The sequence below is a fragment of the Streptomyces sp. NBC_01264 genome, from assembly GCF_026340675.1.
Lineage (GTDB): Bacteria > Actinomycetota > Actinomycetes > Streptomycetales > Streptomycetaceae > Streptomyces.
Window position 1 is genome coordinate 4,214,367 of the sequence record NZ_JAPEOX010000001.1, and the last position, 18,729, is coordinate 4,233,095.

Sequence of the window (18,729 nt, forward strand, 5' to 3'; positions counted from 1 at the left end):
GCCCGGTGAACGACACCACCGTGAACGGTCCCGCCGCCCCCCGGGTCATCGTCGCCCTCGACTTCGACGACCGCTCCGCCGCCGAGGCCCTCGTGGCACGCCTCGGGGGCGCCTGCGGCTTCTACAAGGTCGGGCTGGAGCTGCTGACCGCCGCCGGGCCGGACCTCGTGCGCGGGCTGGTCGATCAGGGTCACGAGGTCTTCCTCGACCTGAAGCTCTTCGAGATCCCGAACTCCGTGGCCGGCGCCGTCCGCGCCGCGGGCTCCCTGGGCGCGTCCGTGGTGACCGTGCACTCCATGGGCGGTACGGGCATCATGACGGCCGCCGTGGACGCCGCCCGGGAGTTCCCCGGGCTCCGGGTGCTCGCGCTGACGGTGGTCACGAGCACGACCGGGAGCGACCTCGCCGACATCGGGATCGGCGGGGGCACCGAGGAGCAGGTGCTGCGGCTGGCCCGGCTGGCGGCCGGGGCCGGATGCGACGGAGTCGTCGGATCGCCCCGGGAGGCTGGGCCGCTGCGCAAGCTGCTGGGTCGTCTCTTTCGGATCTTGTCGGCCGAGCCCGCGGCGTCTGGTTTTGTGCCTGGGCGCGCTGTCGGGGCGCTCGCGTACTGGGCGTACGTGGTCGCCTCGGCAGTGCGGCCAGGCGCGGTGCCAGGCGCCGCGGGCCCGGCAAGATCCGAAAGAGACGGCCTAGGTCCGGACCGGCTGATCGTCACGCCGGGCGTGACCCTGCCGGGGGTGACGCTGCCGGGCGGGAAGCCGCCTGCGGGGACGGGCGGGCACGCCCGCGCCGACACCCCGTGGGCGGCCTTCGCGGCCGGGGCCTCGCACGTCGTGGTGGGGCGGTCGGTGACCCGGGCCGCGGACCCGGTGGCGGCGCTCCGGCTGATCGGGGGCGGGCGGCCCCGGTAGCTCCCGCGGGTGACGGGGATATCCACAAGCTGGGGACGGTCCACAGGTCCGGGCGGGATCCGGCGGGACGGCGGATCGTGTGGGGTGTCCGGGCGCTGGGTCCGGGCTTCGGATCCCCTCTGGTGGTGGCCTTCATGACCGCGAACGCCCGCGTCCCCTCGATCCCCTCCCGCTCCGCACCCCACGTCCACACCCCGGTGCGCCCCTCCCCCGTCCCGTGTCCCCCCGCGCGCTCCGTTCCCCTCTTCGCCCCGCTCCGCGTGGGGCGGGCAGGGGACCGGCTGCGCAGGGCGGTGCGGCGCCGGCGGCGCGGGGCCGCGGCCGGGCTGGCCGTCGTGGCGGCCGTGCTGGCGGTGGGCGGCACCGAGGCGCGGGCCTCGCGGGGCTCGTCACCACCCGCGGCGCAGCCCCCTCCGGCGGCGGTGCGGCTGGTGTCGGCCCCGGTGCGCATCGCGGACGCGGCGACGGTGCGACTGCTGCGGCCCGGGGACCGGGTGGACGTGGTCGCCGCGGAGCGCGGCGGGCCGCCCCGGGTGGTGGCGGCGGGCGCACGGGTCACCGAAGTGCCCGCGCCGGAGCCGGGTGTTGGGGACGGCGGGGCGCTGGTGGTGCTGTCCGTCCCCCGGGACACCGCGCGGGCCCTCGTGGGCGCGGGGACCGTGTCGCGACTGGCGGTGACATTGTGTTGAATCGTATGAAGGTGCGGTCAAGTCACCGTGGGGTGAGGGTCGATTGGACACGACTCACCCAAACTGCCGTAGCTTTCGGAACCGTTGGCTCCGTGTTCGGCAGATACGAAGAAAGGCTCAGTAGTGAGCGAGAAGAAGAAGGAGAGCGTCCTGGCGGGCTTCAAGGCCTTCCTGATGCGCGGCAACGTGGTGGACCTGGCGGTCGCCGTGGTCATCGGCGCCGCATTCACGAACATCGTGAACTCCGTGGTGAAGGGGATCATCGGCCCCCTGGTCGGCGCCATCGGGACGAAGAACCTGGACGCCTACACCTCGTGCCTGAAGGGTCCTTGCAGCGTCGACGCGAAGGGCGAGCCGGTCGGCGTGAACATCATGTGGGGCTCGGTGCTGAACGCGGCGCTCAGCTTCCTGATCACCGCCGCGGTCGTCTACTTCCTGATGGTCCTGCCGATGGCGAAGTACCTCGCCAAGGTGGAGCAGCGCCGCAAGGCGAAGGAAGGCGTCCAGGAGACCATGGAGATCACCGAGCTGGTGGTCCTCAAGGAGATCCGCGACGCCCTGGTCGCCCAGCGCGGTGCGAACGGCGGGAACGGCGGGGCCCAGCCCGGCCAGTACGGCGACCCCGGGCCCCGGCTCTAGGCGGCACCCCGGGTCAGACGTGGTGCGGAGGCTTCTCGTCGAGGAAGCGGGCCAGGTCGGCCGCGCTTCCGCTGGCGGGCGGCCGTTCGCCCCAGCCCCGGTCGGTGTCGTCCGAGGACTGCTGGTCGAGCGGGTCGCCGAAGTCCAGGCGCGGCTTCGGCCGGGACGTCGGCTGCGTCGCGGGCTGGGGCGTGGACGGCGTCGCAGACTGGGCCTTCGGGGCGTGCGGGTCGGTGGCTGGGGCGTCGCTCATGCCTCCAGGGTACGGCCGTCCCCGCCACCGGCCCCGCTCAGCTGGGGGCCTCGGCGCCCTTGCGGGCGTAGAACCAGTAGCAGACCACCAGGCACGTGGCGTAGAAGCCGATGAAGATCCACAGTGCGTTGGTGACGGCCATGGCCGCGAACATCGCGGGGATGAAGAAGAAGCCGTAGGCCGCGATGGCCGAGGAGAAGCCGGTGACGGCGCCCGACTCCATCTCCGACTGCTTGAGCGCCGCGGCCTGTGCCTCGGGGCCCTTGCCCTCGGCCTCCTTCATGTGGTGGTCCCGGAAGATCACCGGGATCTGCCGGAAGGTCGAGCCGTTGCCCAGGCCGGAGAAGGCGAAAGCCACCAGGAAGCCGATGTAGAAGGGCCAGAAGTCGCCCTCCTTGCCACCGGACGGCAGCGCGAAGATCACCACGACGAGGGCCGCGGCCATGCCGATGAAGGACAGGATCGTGACCCTGGCTCCGCCGATCTTGTCCGAGAGCCAGCCGCCGCCCCAGCGCGTGAGGGCCCCGATGAACGGACCGATCCAGGCGTAGGTGGTGGCCTGGTAGCCCTGCCCCTCGAAATTGTTCTTGATCAGCAGCGGCAGGGCGGCCGCGAAGCCGATGAAGGACCCGAAGGTGCCGACGTACAGCCAGGTCATCAGCCAGTTGTGCTTGCGCTTGAAGATGATCTTCTGCTGGCTGAAGGGGGCCGCGGCCACCTGGAGGTCGTTCATCAGGAACCAGGCGGCCAGCGCCATGATGACCAGCAGCGGCACCCAGAGGAAGGCGCCGTTCTGCAGCCAGATGTCGGTGTTCTTCTTCCCGTCGTACTGGGGTCCGCCCGCCGGGGCGCCCAAGACGGCCGCGGTGACCACCAGCGGGGCGACCAGCTGGACCACGCTCACGCCGAGGTTGCCGAGGCCGCCGTTGAGGCCGTTGGCGCTGCCCTTCTCCCGCTTGGGGAAGAAGAAGCCGATGTTCGCCATCGAGGAGGCGAAGTTCGCGCCGCCGATGCCGCAGACGGCCGCGATCAGCGCCAGCTCCCAGTACGGGGTCCCGGTGTCCTGGAGCGCGAAGCCCAGCCACAGCATCGGCCCGACCAGGATGATCGTGCTGAAGGCGGTGAACTTCCGCTCGCCGAACATCGGCCCGATGAAGGTGTAGAGGATCCGGAAGGTACCGCCGGTGATACCGGGGATGGCGGTCAGCCAGAACAGCTGCGACTTCGAGAAGCCGAAGCCGACGTCGTTCAGCCTGACCACGGTCACCGACCAGACCTGCCAGACCACGAAGCCGAGCATCAGGGCCGGGATCGAGACCCAGAGATTGCGCTGGGCGACCCGGTGTCCGGTGGACTGCCAGAAGCCCTCGTCCTCGGGCCGCCAGTCGGCGATGGTGGCCCCGGGCTTGTAGCTCTCCGCGCGGTGGCTGTGGGATGCCGACGAAGTCGGCGTGGGCATCGACATGGTCATCGGTCCTTCGGGTCGAGGAGCCACAGTCCGATCACTACGAGGAAGGACAGGATCAGGAACCCCGCTCCCCACCAGGCCGTGCCGGTGTTTCCCTTCATCCACTCGTTGACGGTCACGGTGAGCGCCCAGAGCTGGCCGATCACGACCGTCAGGGCCAGGACGAGGCGCGCGTTGAGGCGGGACGAGCGCTCGGGCTCCTGCTCGGTGCCGGCGCCGGGGCCCGGGCCCGTGTGCCGGATCCGGGGGTCCCCGTACCCGCTGGTGGAGCGGATCTGCGGGTACCGTTCGCGCACCGGCCGGTTGAGCCGTGGCTGGGCACTTCCCGGGTGGTACTCCGGGCGGGGTGGCAGCGGGGCCTCGCTCATGTGGGCCTCCTCTCGGTGGTACCGGCCCGGGCCGCGCCGGGGCAGCCCAGGCGGGCGGACTCCTCCGGGTGGGAGTCGCCGAACTGCCGGCAGAGCGCGTCCTTGACCTGCTCTCCCGACCGGGCGGTCGCCACGGCCCAGACGCTGCCGTCGGCCTGCTCGGTCAGGTAGATCCGCGGCAGCGGGCGCGGCGGCGGACCGGCCGTCACCTCGCCGGTGCGGGCGTCGAAGACACCCTCGTGGCAGGGGCAGTACAGCTCCCCGTCGGGGCCCCGGTCCTCGCGCCACAGCACCCCGCAGGCCAGGTGCGTGCAGACGGCGGAGTAGCCCACGAGGGAGCCGTCCCCGAGGCGCACGGCCAGAGCCCGGTCGTCCTCGCCCGGGAACCGGAAGGCCACGGACTGGCCGGGAGGCAGCAGGTCGGCGACCTTCTTCGGATCGGGCAGGCCCTCGTTGTCGCCGTGCCGGTGCAGGATGCCGGCGGCGACGCCGACACCGCCGATGGCCAGGCCGCCGGAGACGGTGGCGACGATCCGCAGGTAGTCACGGCGGGTGGTGAGGGAGTCGGCGCTGATCCGGTCGCGCAGCTGCGCGATCGCGGCATCGGCGGCCGCTCCGCCGTCCGCGTGGCCGTCACCCTGGTTGCCTGGGTGCGGAGGGGGCTGCTCGGTGACGCTCATCGGACATCCCTTCCGTTGATCTCGACGACGGGCAGGCCGCCGGGGACGGGCCACTGGACCTTGTCGGCGGGGACGACCATGGCCACGCCGGTCTGGACGACGACGTCGCCGAAGACGAAGGAGTCGGCCACCTGGACCCCGGGGCGCTCCGCCTGGAGCTCTTCGAGGGTTCCGTAGAAGAGGGCTCCGGTCGGGCAGACGGTCGCGCACATCGGGGCGAGCCCGTAGGCGGTGCGGTCGTAGCAGAGGTTGCACTTCATCTGCAGCTTCGCCTGGAGGTCGATCTTCGGGATGCCGAAGGGGCAGGCGTTGACGCAGTTGGAGCAGCCGATGCAGCGGGTGGTGTCGGCCTGCTGGACCACCCCGTCGGCGGTCACCAGGATCGCGTCGGCGGGACAGACCTCGGCGCAGGGCGCGACCGGGTCCTCGCAGTGCATGCAGACGCTCGGGAGGGAGGCGACGGACATGCCGGGTTCGGTGTAGTCCAGGTGGATCATCGACTTCCCGCGGTGCGAATCGCACTCGCGGCAAGCCGAGACGCACGCCTGGCAGCCGATGCACCGACCCGGGTCGATGAAGATCGTGCGGCCCATCATGGCGGGTCAGCTCCTCTCCGCCGTGCCACGGCCCTGGGGGGACGTGGGCGGCAGGGGGTCGGTGCGGGAGACCTGGGTCTCCGGATAGGCCTCACGACCCGGTGGGGTGGGCGGGGCGGGCACCTCGTCGACCCGCTCGGCGGCCTCGATCCGGGCGGCGCAGACCTTGTACTCGGGGATCTTCGAGCGGGGGTCGAGTGCGTCGATGGTCAGGGCGTTCGCGGACGTCGGGACGGGCCAGTGGTACGGGATGAAGACGGTGTCGGGGCGGATCGCCTCGGTGACCAGGGCCGGGAACACCTCGCTGCCGCGCCGGGTGACCACCCGTACCGGGTCGCCGTTGCGGAAGCCGTGCGAGGGGTGGACCTCCACCCAGGGGCGGGGGGTCTGCTCGACGAGGGCGCCGAGCCGTCGGGTCTGGTTGCCGGAGAGGAAATGCGCGACGGTGCGGCCGGTGGTGAGGGAGAGGGGGTACTCCTCGGTGTAGGCGTCCATGGGCGGATGCCATTCCACGACCTGCATGTGGATCTTGCCGTCGGGGTGGTAGGTCCGGCCGTCCTCGAACAGCCGGGGAGTGCCCGGGTGCTCGGTGGAGGGGCAGGGCCAGGCGATCCCGCCGGTCTCGTCGAGGCGGTCGTAGGTGATGCCGTAGTAGTCGTTGACCGTGCCGGCGGAGGCCACGCGCAGCTCCTCGAACACCTCGCGGGAGCCGGGGAAATCGAAGTGCTTCCCGGCACCGAGCCGCCTGGCGAGCTCGCAGATGACCCAGGTGTCGGTGCGCACCCCGGCGGGGGGCTCCTGGGCCTTGTTGTGCTTGACCACGCGGGCCTCGGCGTTGGCCATCACGCCCTCGTCCTCGGCCCAGGTGGTGACGGGGAAGACCACGTGGGCGTTGGCCGCGGTCTCGGAGAGGAAGAAGTCGAACTGGGCGTGGAACTCGGCGGTGTCGTAGCCGTCCTTGACCACCGCGTAGTTGGGGAGGGAGACGAAGGGGTTGTTGCAGATGCCGATGAGGCCGCGGATCTCCCCCCGTTGCATCTGCCAGACCATCTCCATCATGGAGGTGCCGGCGCCGGGGAGTTCGGACTCCTCGATGCCCCAGATCTGGCAGATCTGCTTGCGGTGCTCCGGGTTGGTGATGGAGCGGCCGCCGGGAAGGAGATCGGACTTCTGGCCGTGCTCGCGGCCGCCCTGGCCGTTGCCCTGCCCGGTGATGGTGCCGTAGCCCGCTCCGGGCTTGCCGATGTGGCCGGTGGCCACGCACAGGTTGATCACGGAGAGGCAGTTCTCGACGCCCTGGGAGTGGTGCTCGATGCCCCGGGCGTGCCAGGCCATGGCCTTGTCCGCGCCGGCGAAGACCCGTGCCACCTGGACGATCTGCGAGGCGGGCACCCCGCAGATCTCCGCGGACCGGGAGGGCGGGTACGCGGCGACGGTCTTCTTGACCTCTTCCCAGCCCGTGGTGTTCGCGGCGATGTAGGCCTCGTCGGTGAGGCCTTCGGCGATGACCACGTTCAGCACGGCGTTGAAGAAGGCCGAGTCGGTGCCGGGTTTGATCGCGACGTGGATGTCTGCGGTGCGGGCGATGGCCGTCTCGCGCGGGTCGATCACGATCAGCGAGGCGCCGCGGTCCCGGGCGCCCCACAGGTACTGGGTCATCACGGGGAAGCACTCCCCCACGTTCGACCCGGCGATGAGCAGGCAGTCGGTGAGGAGGATGTCGGAGAAGGGGTTGCCGGCCCGGTCGATGCCGAAGGCGAGCTTGTTGGCTCCGGCGGCGCTGACCATGCACAGGCGGCCGTTGTAGTCGACGTGCTTGGACTTCAGCGCGACCCGGGCGAACTTGCCGACCAGGTAGGTCTTCTCGGAGAACAGGCTGGCTCCGCCGAGCAGGCCGAAGGCGTCGTTGCCGTGGGCCTCCTGGATGCGCCGGATCTCGGAGACGGTGAAGTCCAGGGCCTCGTCCCAGGAGCACTCCTTGAACTCCTCGTCCCGGGAGCGCCGCATCAGCGGGGCGGTCAGCCGGTCGGGGTGGTTGACCTGCTGGTAGGCGTTGATGCCCTTGGGGCACAGCCGCATCCGGTTGATGTCGTGGTTGCGGGGCTCCACGCCGAAGACCTTGCCGCCCTTGTCCACGCGCAGGTACATCCCGCACTGCACCCCGCAGAAGCAGCAGTGGGTGGGGACCAGGGTTTCGCCGTTCTGGTCGGCGTGCCACTGGTCGGCGGGGATGCCGCCGGCGTCGCGGAAGTTGCGGGTGCCGGGCGGGGCGATGGAGGGGTCGATGGAGACGGGTACGGGCCGGGACGCGGCCTTGGCGGGGTCGGTCGCGGTCACTTGAAGCCCTTCTTGACGTGGGTCAGGTAGGCGTTGCCGCGCAGGACCCGCTTGCAGCGCGGGCAGTACTCGGCCCAGGCGTCGAAGTCGAGCTTCAGGTCCTTCATCGTTCCGCGCAGGTTCTCCACGTAGGGCGCGGTGTCGATGGGCTCCGCGCAGCGCTTGCAGAGGAAGACCTGCTCGTCCTGGCGGGCCGTGTACTTGAAGAGCTGCATGCCGACGGCGGCCGGGCGCTGGACGATGTGGAAGAACTTCCCGAACGGGATGTAGATGAGGGTGAACACCACCGACACCATGTGCAGGATCGCGAGGAACTCGTATCCCCCGCCGTGCAGGAAGATCGAGGAGAAGGTCAGCAGCAGACCGGTCACGGAGATGACGATCAGGCAGATCAGCGGCAGCAGGTCGTAGGCGAAGCGCTGGCCCGTCATGGCGCCGCGGTCCTTCATCCGCCGGTACAGGAAGTACGAGGCACCGGGGATGACGAGGACGGCGGCGATGTCCAGGCCGTGGAACATCAGCCAGCCCAGCACGCTGAGCGCGTCGAAGCCGAGGACCTTGATGCCCCAGATCCGCATGTCGTAGCCGGGGCCCGCGCCGCTCTCCGAGGTGAAGGTGAACCAGCCCCAGGTCAGCGGGAAGGTGATGGCCGCGGCGAGCAGGCAGCCCCAGAACATCAGCTGGTGGGCGATCCAGCGGGGGCGCGAGCGGGCGCCGAGGAACTTCTGGAAGCCGAGGTACGTGGCGATCATCTTCGGCAGGGCGGTGGGCGCCTTGCGGAAGTTGTCCATCGACCAGAAGCTGCTGATGCCCTTTTTGAAGAGGCGCCGCGCGCCGGGGGCCGAGACCCACACGGTGTACCGGTAGGCCACGCCGAAGGCCAGGAAGACGGTGGCGACGGCGTACGGCAGCAGGGCCGAGTCGAAGTCACGCAGCAGCCGGCTGCCGAGCACGATCGCGAGGATGAGCAGGAGCGAGACGACGGTGCCGGCCAGGGTGGCCCGTGCGGTGACGGACCGCCCGGCCGGCGGCGGGGTCTCGGGCGCCGGTGGGGGCGGCGCGGCGTCGATGACATCTGAGGGCTCGGACACAGCACCACGCTAGGTGGTATGTACCGATTCGGCCCGTTATATGGAACTTACGGGTGCGCCGTTCGGGTGAGGGCTCGGGAGGGGAACCGAGGGGAACCCGAGGCTCAGACCGCGTTCAGTCCCTGCGCGGCGAAGATCTCCTTCGCCTCGGCGACCTGTGCGGCGGTCGGCGACGGGGTGTCGTGGAGGGTGAACTTCATGTCCAGCGCCTCCCACTTGCTCTCGCCGAGCTTGTGGAAGGGCAGTACGTCGACCCGCGAGATGTTGTCGAGGCCGCCGGCGAAGGCGGCCACGCCCTCGATGTTGTCCCGGGCGTCGGTCAGTCCCGGCACCAGCACGAACCGCAGGTGCACCTCCTTGCCGAGGTCGGCGAGGCGGCGGGCGAAGTCCAGGGTCGGCTCCAGCGGGCGGCCGGTCACCTGCTTGTACGTCTCCCGGTCCCAGGACTTGATGTCCAGCAGGACCAGGTCCACGTCGCGCAGCAGCGCGTCGGTGGCGCGGGCCCCGAGGAAGCCGGAGGTGTCCAGGGCGGTGTGCAGCCCGAGGTCGTTCTTCATCCGGTGCAGCAGTTCGCCCGCGAAGACCGGCTGGAGCAGCGGTTCGCCGCCGGAGATGGTGGCGCCGCCCCCGGAGGCGGAGATGAACTTGGTGTACTTGCGGGCCTCGGCGATGACGTCGTCGGCCGAGGTGCGCTTGCCATTGCGCATCCGCATGGTGTCGGGGTTGTGGCAGTACAGGCAGGTCAGCGGGCAGCCGGACAGGAAGGTCACGAACCGGGTCCCGGGGCCGTCGACCCCGGTGGACAGGTCCCAGGAGTGCACCGTGCCCTCGCTCGGCCGCTGCGTCGCGGCGGCGGCGGGCGTCTGGCCGGCGCTGAGCTGGCCGAGGCCCACGCTGATCGCGTTGGCGTGGCCGACGGGAAGGCTCGTACCGAAGAGGACGGTCATGGCAGGTGCTCCAGCTTCCAGATTCCGTGGGCTGATCTGGTGACGCGCGGTCCCGGGGCCGGATGACGGCCGGCCCCGGGCCGCGCGTGCTCGTGGGCTCTCGTAAGGGTCAGAGAGAGCCGTGGAAGGTGCGGTTCAGCACGTCGAGCTGCTGAGCGCGCGTGAGGCGGACGAAGTTCACCGCGTACCCGCTGACGCGGATGGTCAGCTGCGGGTAGTTCTCCGGGTGCTCCATGGCGTCCATGAGCGTGTCGCGGTTGAGCACGTTCACGTTCATGTGGAAGCCGTCGACCGCCATGTAGCCGTCGAGGACGCCCGCCAGGTTCTTGATCCGCTCCTCGGGGGTGCGGCCCAGGCCGTCGGGGGTGACGGTGTTGGTCAGCGAGATGCCGTCCTCGGCGTCCCCGTACGGGAGCTTCGCGACCGACAGCGCCGAGGTGACGTAGCCGTGGGTGTCGCGGCCGTTCATCGGGTTGGCGCCCGGGGAGAAGGGCTCGCCGGCGCGGCGTCCGTCCGGCGTGTTGCCGGTCTTCTTGCCGTAGACCACGTTCGAGGTGATGGTCAGCACCGACTGGGTGTGCTCGGCCTCGCGGTACGTCGGGTGCTTGCGGATCTTCTTCATGAACTCCTCGACCAGCCAGACGGCGATCGAGTCGACACGGTCGTCGTTGTTGCCGTACGCCGGGTAGTCGCCCTCGATGGTGTAGTCGGTGGCGAGGCCGGTCTCGTCGCGCACGGCCGTGACCTTGGCGTACTTGATGGCGGCCAGCGAGTCGGCGGCGACCGAGAGGCCGGCGATGCCGCAGGCCATCGTGCGGCGCACGTCGCGGTCGTGGAGCGCCATCTCGATGCGCTCGTAGGCGTACTTGTCGTGCATGTAGTGGATGACGTTCAGGGCGTGGACGTAGGTGTCGGCGAGCCATTCCATCTGCTCGTCGAACTTGGCCATGACCTGGTCGTAGTCCAGCACCTCGGAGGTGAGGGCGCCGGTGGACGGGCCGACCTGGGCTCCGGACTTCTCGTCGCGGCCGCCGTTGATCGCGTAGAGGAGGGTCTTGGCGAGGTTCACGCGGGCGCCGAAGAACTGCATCTGCTTGCCGACCGGCATGGCCGAGACGCAGCAGGCGATGGCGGTGTCGTCGCCGAAGCGCGGGCGCATCAGCTCGTCGGACTCGTACTGCACCGAGGAGGTGTCGATCGAGACCCGGGCGCAGAACTCCTTGAAGCCCTGCGGCAGCTGGGGCGACCAGAAGACGGTCATGTTCGGCTCGGGGGCCGGGCCGAGGTTGTAGAGGGTGTGGAGGTAGCGGAACGAGGTCTTGGTGACCAGCGGACGGCCGTCCTCACCCATGCCGGCGATCGACTCGGTGACCCAGGTGGGGTCGCCGGAGAAGAGCTCGTCGTACTCGGGGGTGCGCAGGAAGCGGACGATGCGGAGCTTGATGATGAAGTCGTCGACCAGCTCCTGGGCCTGCTCCTCGGTGAGGATGCCGGCCTCGATGTCGCGCTGGAGGTAGACGTCGATGAAGGTGGAGGTGCGGCCGAGCGACATGGCCGCGCCGTTCTGCTCCTTCACGGCGGCCAGGTACGCGAAGTACAGCCACTGGATGGCCTCGCGGCCGGTGGTGGCCGGGCCGGAGATGTCGCACCCGTAGGAGGCGGCCATCGCCTTGAGCTCGGCGAGGGCGCGGATCTGCTCGGAGAGCTCCTCGCGCAGGCGGATCGTCTCCTCCAGCGAGCGGTTGCCCGCGGGGAGGGAGTTGATCTCCTCCTTCTCCTCCTTCTTGACGGCGATGAGGCGGTCGACACCGTAGAGGGACACGCGGCGGTAGTCGCCGATGATGCGGCCGCGGCCGTACGCGTCCGGCAGGCCGGTCACGATGCCGGCCTTTCGGGCGGCGCGGATGTCGGGGGTGTACGCGTCGAAGACACCGGCGTTGTGGGTCTTGCGGTACTCCGTGAAGACCTTCTCCAGGTCGTCGGAGACCGGGTAGCCGTAGGTCTCCAGCGCGCCGGCGACCATGCGCCAGCCGCCGTAGGGCATGATCGCGCGCTTGAGCGGGGCGTCCGTCTGGAGGCCGACGATCAGGTCCTTGTCGCGGTCGATGTAACCGGGGGCATGCGCGGTGATCGACGACGGGATGTCGTAGGCGACGTCGTAGACGCCCTTCTCGCGCTCCTCCGGGAACTTGTCCGTGATCGCCTTCCACACGGCGGTGGTGCGCTCGGTGGGACCGGCGAGGAAGGTGTCGTCACCCTCGTACGGCGTGTAGTTCTGCTGGATGAAGTCGCGGACGTCGATGGCGTCGCGCCACAGGCCGCCCTTGAAGCCGTTCCAGGCTTCGCCGTTCTTCGTGGTTTCCGCAGGGGTGGCAGTCATCGCCCGCACCTTCCGATCGCCTCATTGCTTGCATCCATTGCACGCCTTTTGATCGATCATTTGGCGCCGCGTTGGTCCTGAGCTGGGGCCCGAAGGTCCCCTGATCCCCAGCCCCAAGGGTCTCCCATCCCGGCTGACCTGGCACTTTGAGCAGGTCAAAGGTCCATCGTGCACTTGTGAAAACTTTCACAAGATTCTCGAAAAGACGACCCTGGAGGCTTGACCGGTCAGATGATCTGAACCAGAGCGAAGCCTGTGGATACCGCGACGCACGTGGTGATCAGGCCGGGCAGCATGAAGGAGTGGTTGACGACGAAGCGGCCGACCCGGGTGGTGCCGGTCCTGTCGAAGTTGATCGCCGCGATGAAGGTGCCGTAGGTGGGGAGGAGGAAGTAGCCGTTCACGGCGGGCCACATCGCGATGAGGAGGGGGGCCGGGATACCGAGGGCGAGCCCGAGGGGCATCAGCGCCTTGGTGGTCGTGGCCTGGCTGAACAGCAGCGCGGAGAGGAGCAGCAGCATGATCGCGAAGAACCAGGGGTGGTCCTGCGCGACCCCGCCGAGCGCACCGGTGATCCGGGCCTCGTTGGCGCCGATGAAGGACAGCCCCAGCCAGGACAGTCCGAAGACGCCGATGACGGCGACGAGCCCGGACTTGGCCACGTCCGTGCCGGGTATGCGCTTGGCGTCGACCTTGCACAGCAGCAGGATCAGGGCGGCCACGGCCATCATGAGGATCTCGATGGTGGCGGGCATCGAGAGCGGGCCCTTGGCCGTCTCGGGGCGCAGCGCCGGGAAGAGACCGCTGAGGACGACCGCCACGGTCCCGCCGAGGAAGAGGTACGCGGACCAGCGCGCCCGCGGCCGCAGCGGCGGGGCGGCCTCGGCCGGGGCGGGGGCCTCGATCTCGCCGGCGGCCAGCCGGCGCAGGTACTCGGTGTCCTGCCCGAGCTCCTTGCCGATCCGGGACTGCACGGTGGCCGCCACGACCACGCCCAGCAGGGTCGACGGCACGGCGACGGCCATGATCCGGGGCAGGTTCCAGCCGTCCCCGTCGAACATCACGATCATGGCCGCCATGGCGGCGGAGACGGGTGAGGCAGTGATACCGAAGGTGGCCGCGATGGAGGAGACGGCGATGGGCCGCTCCGGGCGGACGCCTCCCTCGCGGGCCACGTCGTGGATCACGGGGAGCAGGGGGTAGAAGACGTGCGCCGTGCCGGCGCCCAGGGTGAAGGCCCAGGACACCAGGGGAGCCACGTAGACGACACGGCTGGGTTTGCGGCGGATCGCCTTCTCTGCGAGCCCGACCAGGTAGTCGATGCCGCCCGCGGCCTCCATCGCGGCGGCCGCCATGATCACCGCGAGGATGATCAGCATCACGTCCACGATGCCCGAGGTGTCGGCGGGGGTGACCCCGAAGAACGTCGCGAGCACGAACACCCCGACGGCGCCCCAGAGCCCCATGGCCACCCCGCCCTTGCGGGACCCGAGAGCGATGGCCGCCACCATGACGGCGAGTTGCAGGAACATGCCGAGCACGGGCGCGGCCTTTCAGTGTCGGTGCGGAGGCGCGGGGATCCGGGGGCCGGCCTGCGGCAACGGCGTGGCGGTCGACCGCGGGCCTGGCCGAATCCAGCCCCGCCGGCGTTTGAGGCGCCGTGTCCGGGGCGCGGGGTTTGGTGCGGAGCCCCAGGAAGCCCGGGCGCGGTCGGGTTGCCGCTCGCGCAGCGACCCCGCACCCGGGCTGACCAGCCAGGGCTCCCGGTTAGCTGGGCGCCTCCGCGCCCTTGCGGGCGTAGAACCACCAGGCCACGATGACGCAGCTGGCGTAGAAGGCGACGAAGCCCCACATCGCGCTGGTCACGGCGAAGTTGGCGAACATCGCCGGGATGAAGAAGAAGCCGTAGGCGGCGATGGCCGCGGTGAAACCGGTCACCGCGCCCGACTCGATCTCGGCCTGCTTCAGCCCCTTCGCGTACTCGGGGGTGCCCTCGGTCAGGCCCGCGAGGTGCTGGCCGCGGAAGATGACCGGGATCTGGCGGAAGGTCGAGCCGTTGCCGATGCCGGAGAAGAAGAACGCCGACAGGAAGCAGAAGAAGAAGCCGTAGAAGGAGCCCTGGTCGGAGCCCGCCGGAAGGAAGGTGATCACGCCGATGATGGAGGCGCCCATGCCCACGAAGGACAGGATCGTCACCCGCGCGCCGCCGAACTTGTCGGCGATCCAGCCGCCGGCCCAGCGGGCCAGCGCGCCGAGCGCCGGGCCCATCCAGGCGTAGGTGGCCACGGAGTACGCCGGGAAGGTCGTCTTGATCAGCAGCGGGAGGGCCGCCGCGAAGCCGATGAAGGAGCCGAAGGTGCCGACGTAGAGCCAGGTCATCAGCCAGTTGTGCTTGCGCTTGAAGATGATCTTCTGCTGGCTGAAGGGGGTGGAGGCGACCTTCAGGTCGTTCTGGCCGAACCAGGCGATGGCAGCGAGGACGATCAGGACCGGCACCCAGACGAAGGCGGCGTTCTGGAGGTAGATCTCCGAGCCGTCGGCCTTCTTCTGGCCCGAGCCGATCGCCAGCACCGAGGTGGTGATCAGGATCGGGGTGAGCAGCTGGACCACGGAGACGCCCAGGTTGCCCAGGCCTCCGTTGATGCCGGTCGCGTTGCCCTTCTCCTGCTTCGGGTAGAAGAAGCCGATGTTGGCCAGGGAGGAGGAGAAGTTGGCGCCGCCGATGCCGCAGAGCGCGGCGATGGCGACCAGCGTGGTGTACGAGGTGGTGGGGTCCTGCACCGCGAAGCCCAGCCACAGCAGCGGCACGATCAGGATGACCGTGGAGACCGCGGTGAAGCGGCGCTGGCCGATCATCGGGCCGATGAAGGTGTACAGGATGCGGGCGGTGCCGCCCGTGATGCCGGGAACCGCCGTCAGCCAGAACAGCTGCGACTGCGAGAAGCCGAAGCCGACGTCCTTGAGGTTGGTCGCCGTGATGCTCCAGACCTGCCAGACCACGAAGGCCACCAGCAGGGCGGGCACCGCGATCCACAGGTTGCGGGTGGCGACCTTCTTGCCGGTGGTCTGCCAGAAGGACGGGTCCTCCGGCGTCCACTCGGTGATGGTGCGACCGGGGCGGTACTGCGCCGGATCGGGCGCCTGCACCCGGGCGGTGGCCGCGCGCGCGTCCTGCTTGGCGGAACTCATGGGATGTCCTGAAAGTTCGAAGGGGCCTGAATGTTCGGAGGGTTGTGAAAATGAAGCTGAAAGCCCTGACCTTCTTAGGGTCCGCCTACAGGGGCGCCCCACATCAGGGGAGAACGTCGCGTGGGCGACAGGACAAGGTCCCATCGCCCACAGTGCGTTCGTACGTCGCCCGCGGAGTCCTAGGCCTTGAGCTCCACCAGCGGCAGGGACACCTCGGGGTCGTCCAGGCAGATGCCGGTCCGCAGGTCGAAGACCTGCTTGTGCATCGGCGAGGCCACGACGGGCACCCCGTCGCGCGAGCCCATGATGCCGTTTGCGATCACGTCGGCGCCCGAGAATGGGTCCCGGTTGGAGACCGCGTAGACCTCGCCCGCACGGTCCTTGAAGACCGCCGCCTCGGTACCGTCCGGCAGCACCGCGGTCCGGCCGCGGCCCGGCTCCAGCGACTGCGCCGCGCCTTCGGCGCCCTCGGCCGTCCCGAAGTCCACGGTCCCGAAGCGCTCCAGCGCCGCCGGGTCCTCCAGGACCGCGGACCACTCGTCCTCGTACGCCGACACGTGGCGCTCCATCTGCGCCTCCAGCTCCGCGCAGATGCCGAGCGAGTCCTCGATCAGGACGGCCTTCAGGTGGTCCAGGCCCGCGCCGCTGCCACCGAGCCGCTCCAGCCAGGCCGACGTCCGTTCCAGGCGCTCGCCGGTGCGGATGTAGTACATGAGGAACCGGTCGAGCAGCGCGAAGAGTTCGGCGGTGTTCAGGTCCGAGGCCAGCAGGTCGGCGTGGCGCGGGGTCGCGCCGCCGTTGCCGCTGACGTACAGGTTCCAGCCGTTGGCGGTGGCGATGACGCCGATGTCCTTGCCCCGCGCCTCCGCGCACTCGCGCAGGCAGCCCGAGACGCCGCCCTTGAACTTGTGCGGGGTGCGCAGACCCCGGTAGCGCAGCTCCAGGTCGATGGCGAGCTGGATGGAGTCGCCCTGGCCGAAGCGGCAGAAGCGGGCTCCCACGCAGGACTTCACCGCGCGCAGGGACTTCCCGTACGCCTGCCCGGACTCGAACCCGGCGCCGCCCAGGCGCCGCCAGATATCGGGCAGCTGCTCCTTCCTGACCCCGAAGAGGCCGATGCGCTGGGCTCCGGTGATCTTCGTGTAGAGGCCGTAGTCCCGGGCCACCTCGCCCAGCGCGATGACCTGCGCGGCCGTGATCTCGCCGCCGGCGACCCTCGGGATCACCGAGTAGGTGCCGTCCTTCTGGAGGTTGGCGAGGAAGAGATCGTTGGAGTCCTGCAGGGCCGCCTGCTCGCCCGCGAGGATGTGTCCGATGCCGAGGTCGGGGGCAAGGGTGCCGAGCACGTTCGCGACCACCGGCTTGCAGACGGCGCAGCCCTCGCCACCCTCGCCGTAGGACTCCAGCAGCTCGCTGAAGCTTCGGATGCGCTCGGTGCGGATCTTCTCGTAGATCTCCGCCCGGGTCAGGGTGAAGTGCTCGCACAGCCCGCGCGGCTTCTCGATCCCCGCCGCGGCCAGTTCGGCGTCCAGGACCGCCTGCAGCGTGCCGATGCAGCCGCCGCAGCCCGTGCCGGCCTTGGTGCACTTCTTGATGCCGCCGATGTCGGTGAGGGACTCCGCGACGACCGCCTCGCGCACCCGCCCCTTGGTGACGTTGTGGCAGCTGCACACGACCGCGTCATCGGGCAGCGCGTCCGCGCCGGGCAGCGCCACGCCGTCGGTCGACGGCAGGATGAAGGCCTCCGGCGGGGCCGGGAGCTGCCGGCCGGCGTGCGGCTTCAGCGAGCCGTACGCCTCCGCGTCGCCGACCAGGATGCCGCCGAGCAGCGCGCCGTCGGGGCCCAGCAGCAGCTTCTTGTAGACGCCCTCGCGGGCGTCGGAGAAGACCACGGAGACGGCCCCGTCGCGGCCCTCGGGGGCGAAGGGGTCGCCGAAGGAGGCCACGTCGGCGCCCATCAGCTTGAGCTTGGTGGATGTGTCGGCCCCGGTGAAGGTCAGCTTGCCGGCGCCCGCGAGGGCCTCCGCGACGGTCTCGGCCATCTGGTAGCCCGGCGCGACCAGCCCGTACACCTTGCCGTCGACGGTCTGCGCGCACTCGCCGATCGCGTAGACGTACGGGTCGCTGGTGCGGCAGTGGCCGTCCACGACGACCCCGCCGCGGTCGCCCACGGCCAGGCCGCACTCGCGGGCGAGGCGGTCGCGCGGCCGCACACCGGCCGAGAAGACGACGACGTCGGAGCCGATCTCCTCGCCGCTGGTCAGCCGGAGCGCCTGGGCCCGCCCGTCGGGGTGGATCTGCACGCCGGCCGCGCCGACGCCCGTGTGCACGGCGACGCCCATGGATTCGATGGTGGCCCGGAGCGCGGCCGCGCCGCCGTCGTCCACCTGCAGCGGCATCAGCCGGGGCGCGAACTCCACGACGTGCGTGGCCAGTCCGAGGGTGCGCAGGGCGCCCGCCGCCTCCAGGCCGAGGAGCCCGCCGCCGATGACGACACCGGTACGGACCCCGGGGTCCGCGGCGTACGCGGTGAGGGCCTCGACGTCGTCGAGCGTGCGGTACGTGAAGCAGCCCTCGGCGTCGGCGCCGTCGATCGGCGGTACGAAGGGGTAGGAGCCGGTCGCCAGCACGAGCGCGTCGTAGGGGAGCACGTCTCCGGAGCGGGCCGTGACCTTGCGGGCGGCGGTGTCGATCAGCTCCGCCGGGTCGCCGAGGCGCAGGTCGATGCCGTACTTCTCCAGGAAGCCGGGCTCGACCAGGGACAGCTCCTCGCCGGTGGAGCCGGTGAAGGCCGCCGACAGGTGGACGCGGTCATAGGCCGGGCGCTCCTCCTCCGCGAGGACGGTGACCTGCCAGCCGCCGCGTTCGGGGCGGGTCGGGTCGGCGAGCGCGTCACGCTCGGCGAGCACCTCCAGCAGGCGGTGACCCACCATGCCGTGGCCGATGACAACCAGCGTCTGCCCCATGGATCTCACTCCGTGTCCCTTGCCGCGCGGTCCCGGGGCGGCCAGGGCGGCCGGGCGAGGACATCACGCGTGCATGCGTTCCGACTCTTCGACGGTAGGTCGGCGGCGCGGCCCCGAACGCCCGAAAAGGACCCCTGGGGACGGGGAAACGACCCTTTCCACACAGGACCTCCGGCCCGCCCCGTGGGCCCTTGGCCAGGCTGCCCCGGGCC

15 protein-coding genes are annotated in these 18,729 nt (G+C 70.4%); 3 read left to right on the forward strand and 12 right to left on the reverse strand.

Going from position 1 to position 18,729, the window contains the following annotated elements; genetic code table 11:
• The first annotated feature begins 5 nt into the window (after nt 1-5).
• From pyrF to mscL, 3 genes are all read left to right on the forward strand, one after another.
• The gene (pyrF, locus tag OG435_RS19360) at nt 6-914 is read left to right on the forward strand and encodes an orotidine-5'-phosphate decarboxylase (protein WP_266878241.1); all 909 of its coding nucleotides are present in this window, start codon (nt 6-8) and stop codon (nt 912-914) included.
• 134 nt (nt 915-1,048) lie between these two features.
• Nucleotides 1,049-1,603 carry a hypothetical protein gene (locus OG435_RS19365; protein ID WP_266878243.1) on the forward strand — a complete coding sequence of 185 codons (555 nt, stop codon included), beginning with the start codon at nt 1,049-1,051 and terminating at the stop codon, nt 1,601-1,603.
• A gap of 123 nt (nt 1,604-1,726) precedes the next feature.
• The gene (gene mscL, locus OG435_RS19370) at nt 1,727-2,242 is read left to right on the forward strand and encodes a large conductance mechanosensitive channel protein MscL (protein WP_266878245.1); all 516 of its coding nucleotides are present in this window, start codon (nt 1,727-1,729) and stop codon (nt 2,240-2,242) included.
• Nucleotides 2,243-2,255: 13 nt separating this feature from the next.
• Here mscL and OG435_RS19375 read toward each other — a convergent pair whose 3' ends face one another.
• The 12 genes from OG435_RS19375 to nirB all read right to left on the reverse strand — a co-directional run bounded on the left by OG435_RS19375 (nt 2,256) and on the right by nirB (nt 18,517).
• Nucleotides 2,256-2,495 (reverse strand): hypothetical protein, encoded by a 240-nt coding sequence (locus OG435_RS19375; RefSeq protein WP_266878247.1) that lies wholly within the window; start codon nt 2,493-2,495, stop codon nt 2,256-2,258.
• A gap of 37 nt (nt 2,496-2,532) precedes the next feature.
• Nucleotides 2,533-3,960 (reverse strand): NarK family nitrate/nitrite MFS transporter, encoded by a 1,428-nt coding sequence (locus OG435_RS19380; protein ID WP_323187847.1) that lies wholly within the window; start codon nt 3,958-3,960, stop codon nt 2,533-2,535.
• A gap of 2 nt (nt 3,961-3,962) precedes the next feature.
• Nucleotides 3,963-4,331 (reverse strand): DUF6755 family protein, encoded by a 369-nt coding sequence (locus tag OG435_RS19385; protein ID WP_266878249.1) that lies wholly within the window; start codon nt 4,329-4,331, stop codon nt 3,963-3,965.
• Nucleotides 4,328-5,011: a ubiquinol-cytochrome c reductase iron-sulfur subunit gene (locus OG435_RS19390; protein ID WP_266878250.1), complete on the reverse strand. Its 684-nt coding sequence runs from the start codon at nt 5,009-5,011 to the stop codon at nt 4,328-4,330. Before OG435_RS19390 ends, OG435_RS19385 begins: the two co-directional genes overlap by 4 nt.
• Nucleotides 5,008-5,607 carry a 4Fe-4S dicluster domain-containing protein gene (locus tag OG435_RS19395; protein ID WP_243335392.1) on the reverse strand — a complete coding sequence of 200 codons (600 nt, stop codon included), beginning with the start codon at nt 5,605-5,607 and terminating at the stop codon, nt 5,008-5,010. Before OG435_RS19395 ends, OG435_RS19390 begins: the two co-directional genes overlap by 4 nt.
• A gap of 6 nt (nt 5,608-5,613) precedes the next feature.
• Nucleotides 5,614-7,944: a molybdopterin oxidoreductase family protein gene (locus OG435_RS19400; RefSeq protein WP_266878252.1), complete on the reverse strand. Its 2,331-nt coding sequence runs from the start codon at nt 7,942-7,944 to the stop codon at nt 5,614-5,616.
• Nucleotides 7,941-9,035 carry an MFS transporter gene (locus OG435_RS19405; protein ID WP_266878254.1) on the reverse strand — a complete coding sequence of 365 codons (1,095 nt, stop codon included), beginning with the start codon at nt 9,033-9,035 and terminating at the stop codon, nt 7,941-7,943. Before OG435_RS19405 ends, OG435_RS19400 begins: the two co-directional genes overlap by 4 nt.
• A gap of 104 nt (nt 9,036-9,139) precedes the next feature.
• Nucleotides 9,140-9,982 (reverse strand): pyruvate formate-lyase-activating protein, encoded by an 843-nt coding sequence (pflA, locus tag OG435_RS19410; protein WP_266878255.1) that lies wholly within the window; start codon nt 9,980-9,982, stop codon nt 9,140-9,142.
• A 109-nt stretch (nt 9,983-10,091) separates the two neighbouring features.
• Complete coding sequence (gene pflB / locus OG435_RS19415) at nt 10,092-12,362, reverse strand: formate C-acetyltransferase (RefSeq protein ID WP_266878257.1); 2,271 nt, start codon at nt 12,360-12,362, stop codon at nt 10,092-10,094.
• A 227-nt stretch (nt 12,363-12,589) separates the two neighbouring features.
• Nucleotides 12,590-13,894, reverse strand: coding sequence for an anaerobic C4-dicarboxylate transporter family protein (locus OG435_RS19420; RefSeq protein WP_266881898.1), 1,305 nt, complete (start codon nt 13,892-13,894; stop codon nt 12,590-12,592).
• A gap of 235 nt (nt 13,895-14,129) precedes the next feature.
• Nucleotides 14,130-15,551, reverse strand: coding sequence for a NarK family nitrate/nitrite MFS transporter (locus OG435_RS19425; RefSeq protein ID WP_266878258.1), 1,422 nt, complete (start codon nt 15,549-15,551; stop codon nt 14,130-14,132).
• 179 nt (nt 15,552-15,730) lie between these two features.
• Nucleotides 15,731-18,517 (reverse strand): nitrite reductase large subunit NirB, encoded by a 2,787-nt coding sequence (gene nirB / locus OG435_RS19430; protein ID WP_266878260.1) that lies wholly within the window; start codon nt 18,515-18,517, stop codon nt 15,731-15,733.
• Nucleotides 18,518-18,729 lie beyond the last annotated feature (212 nt).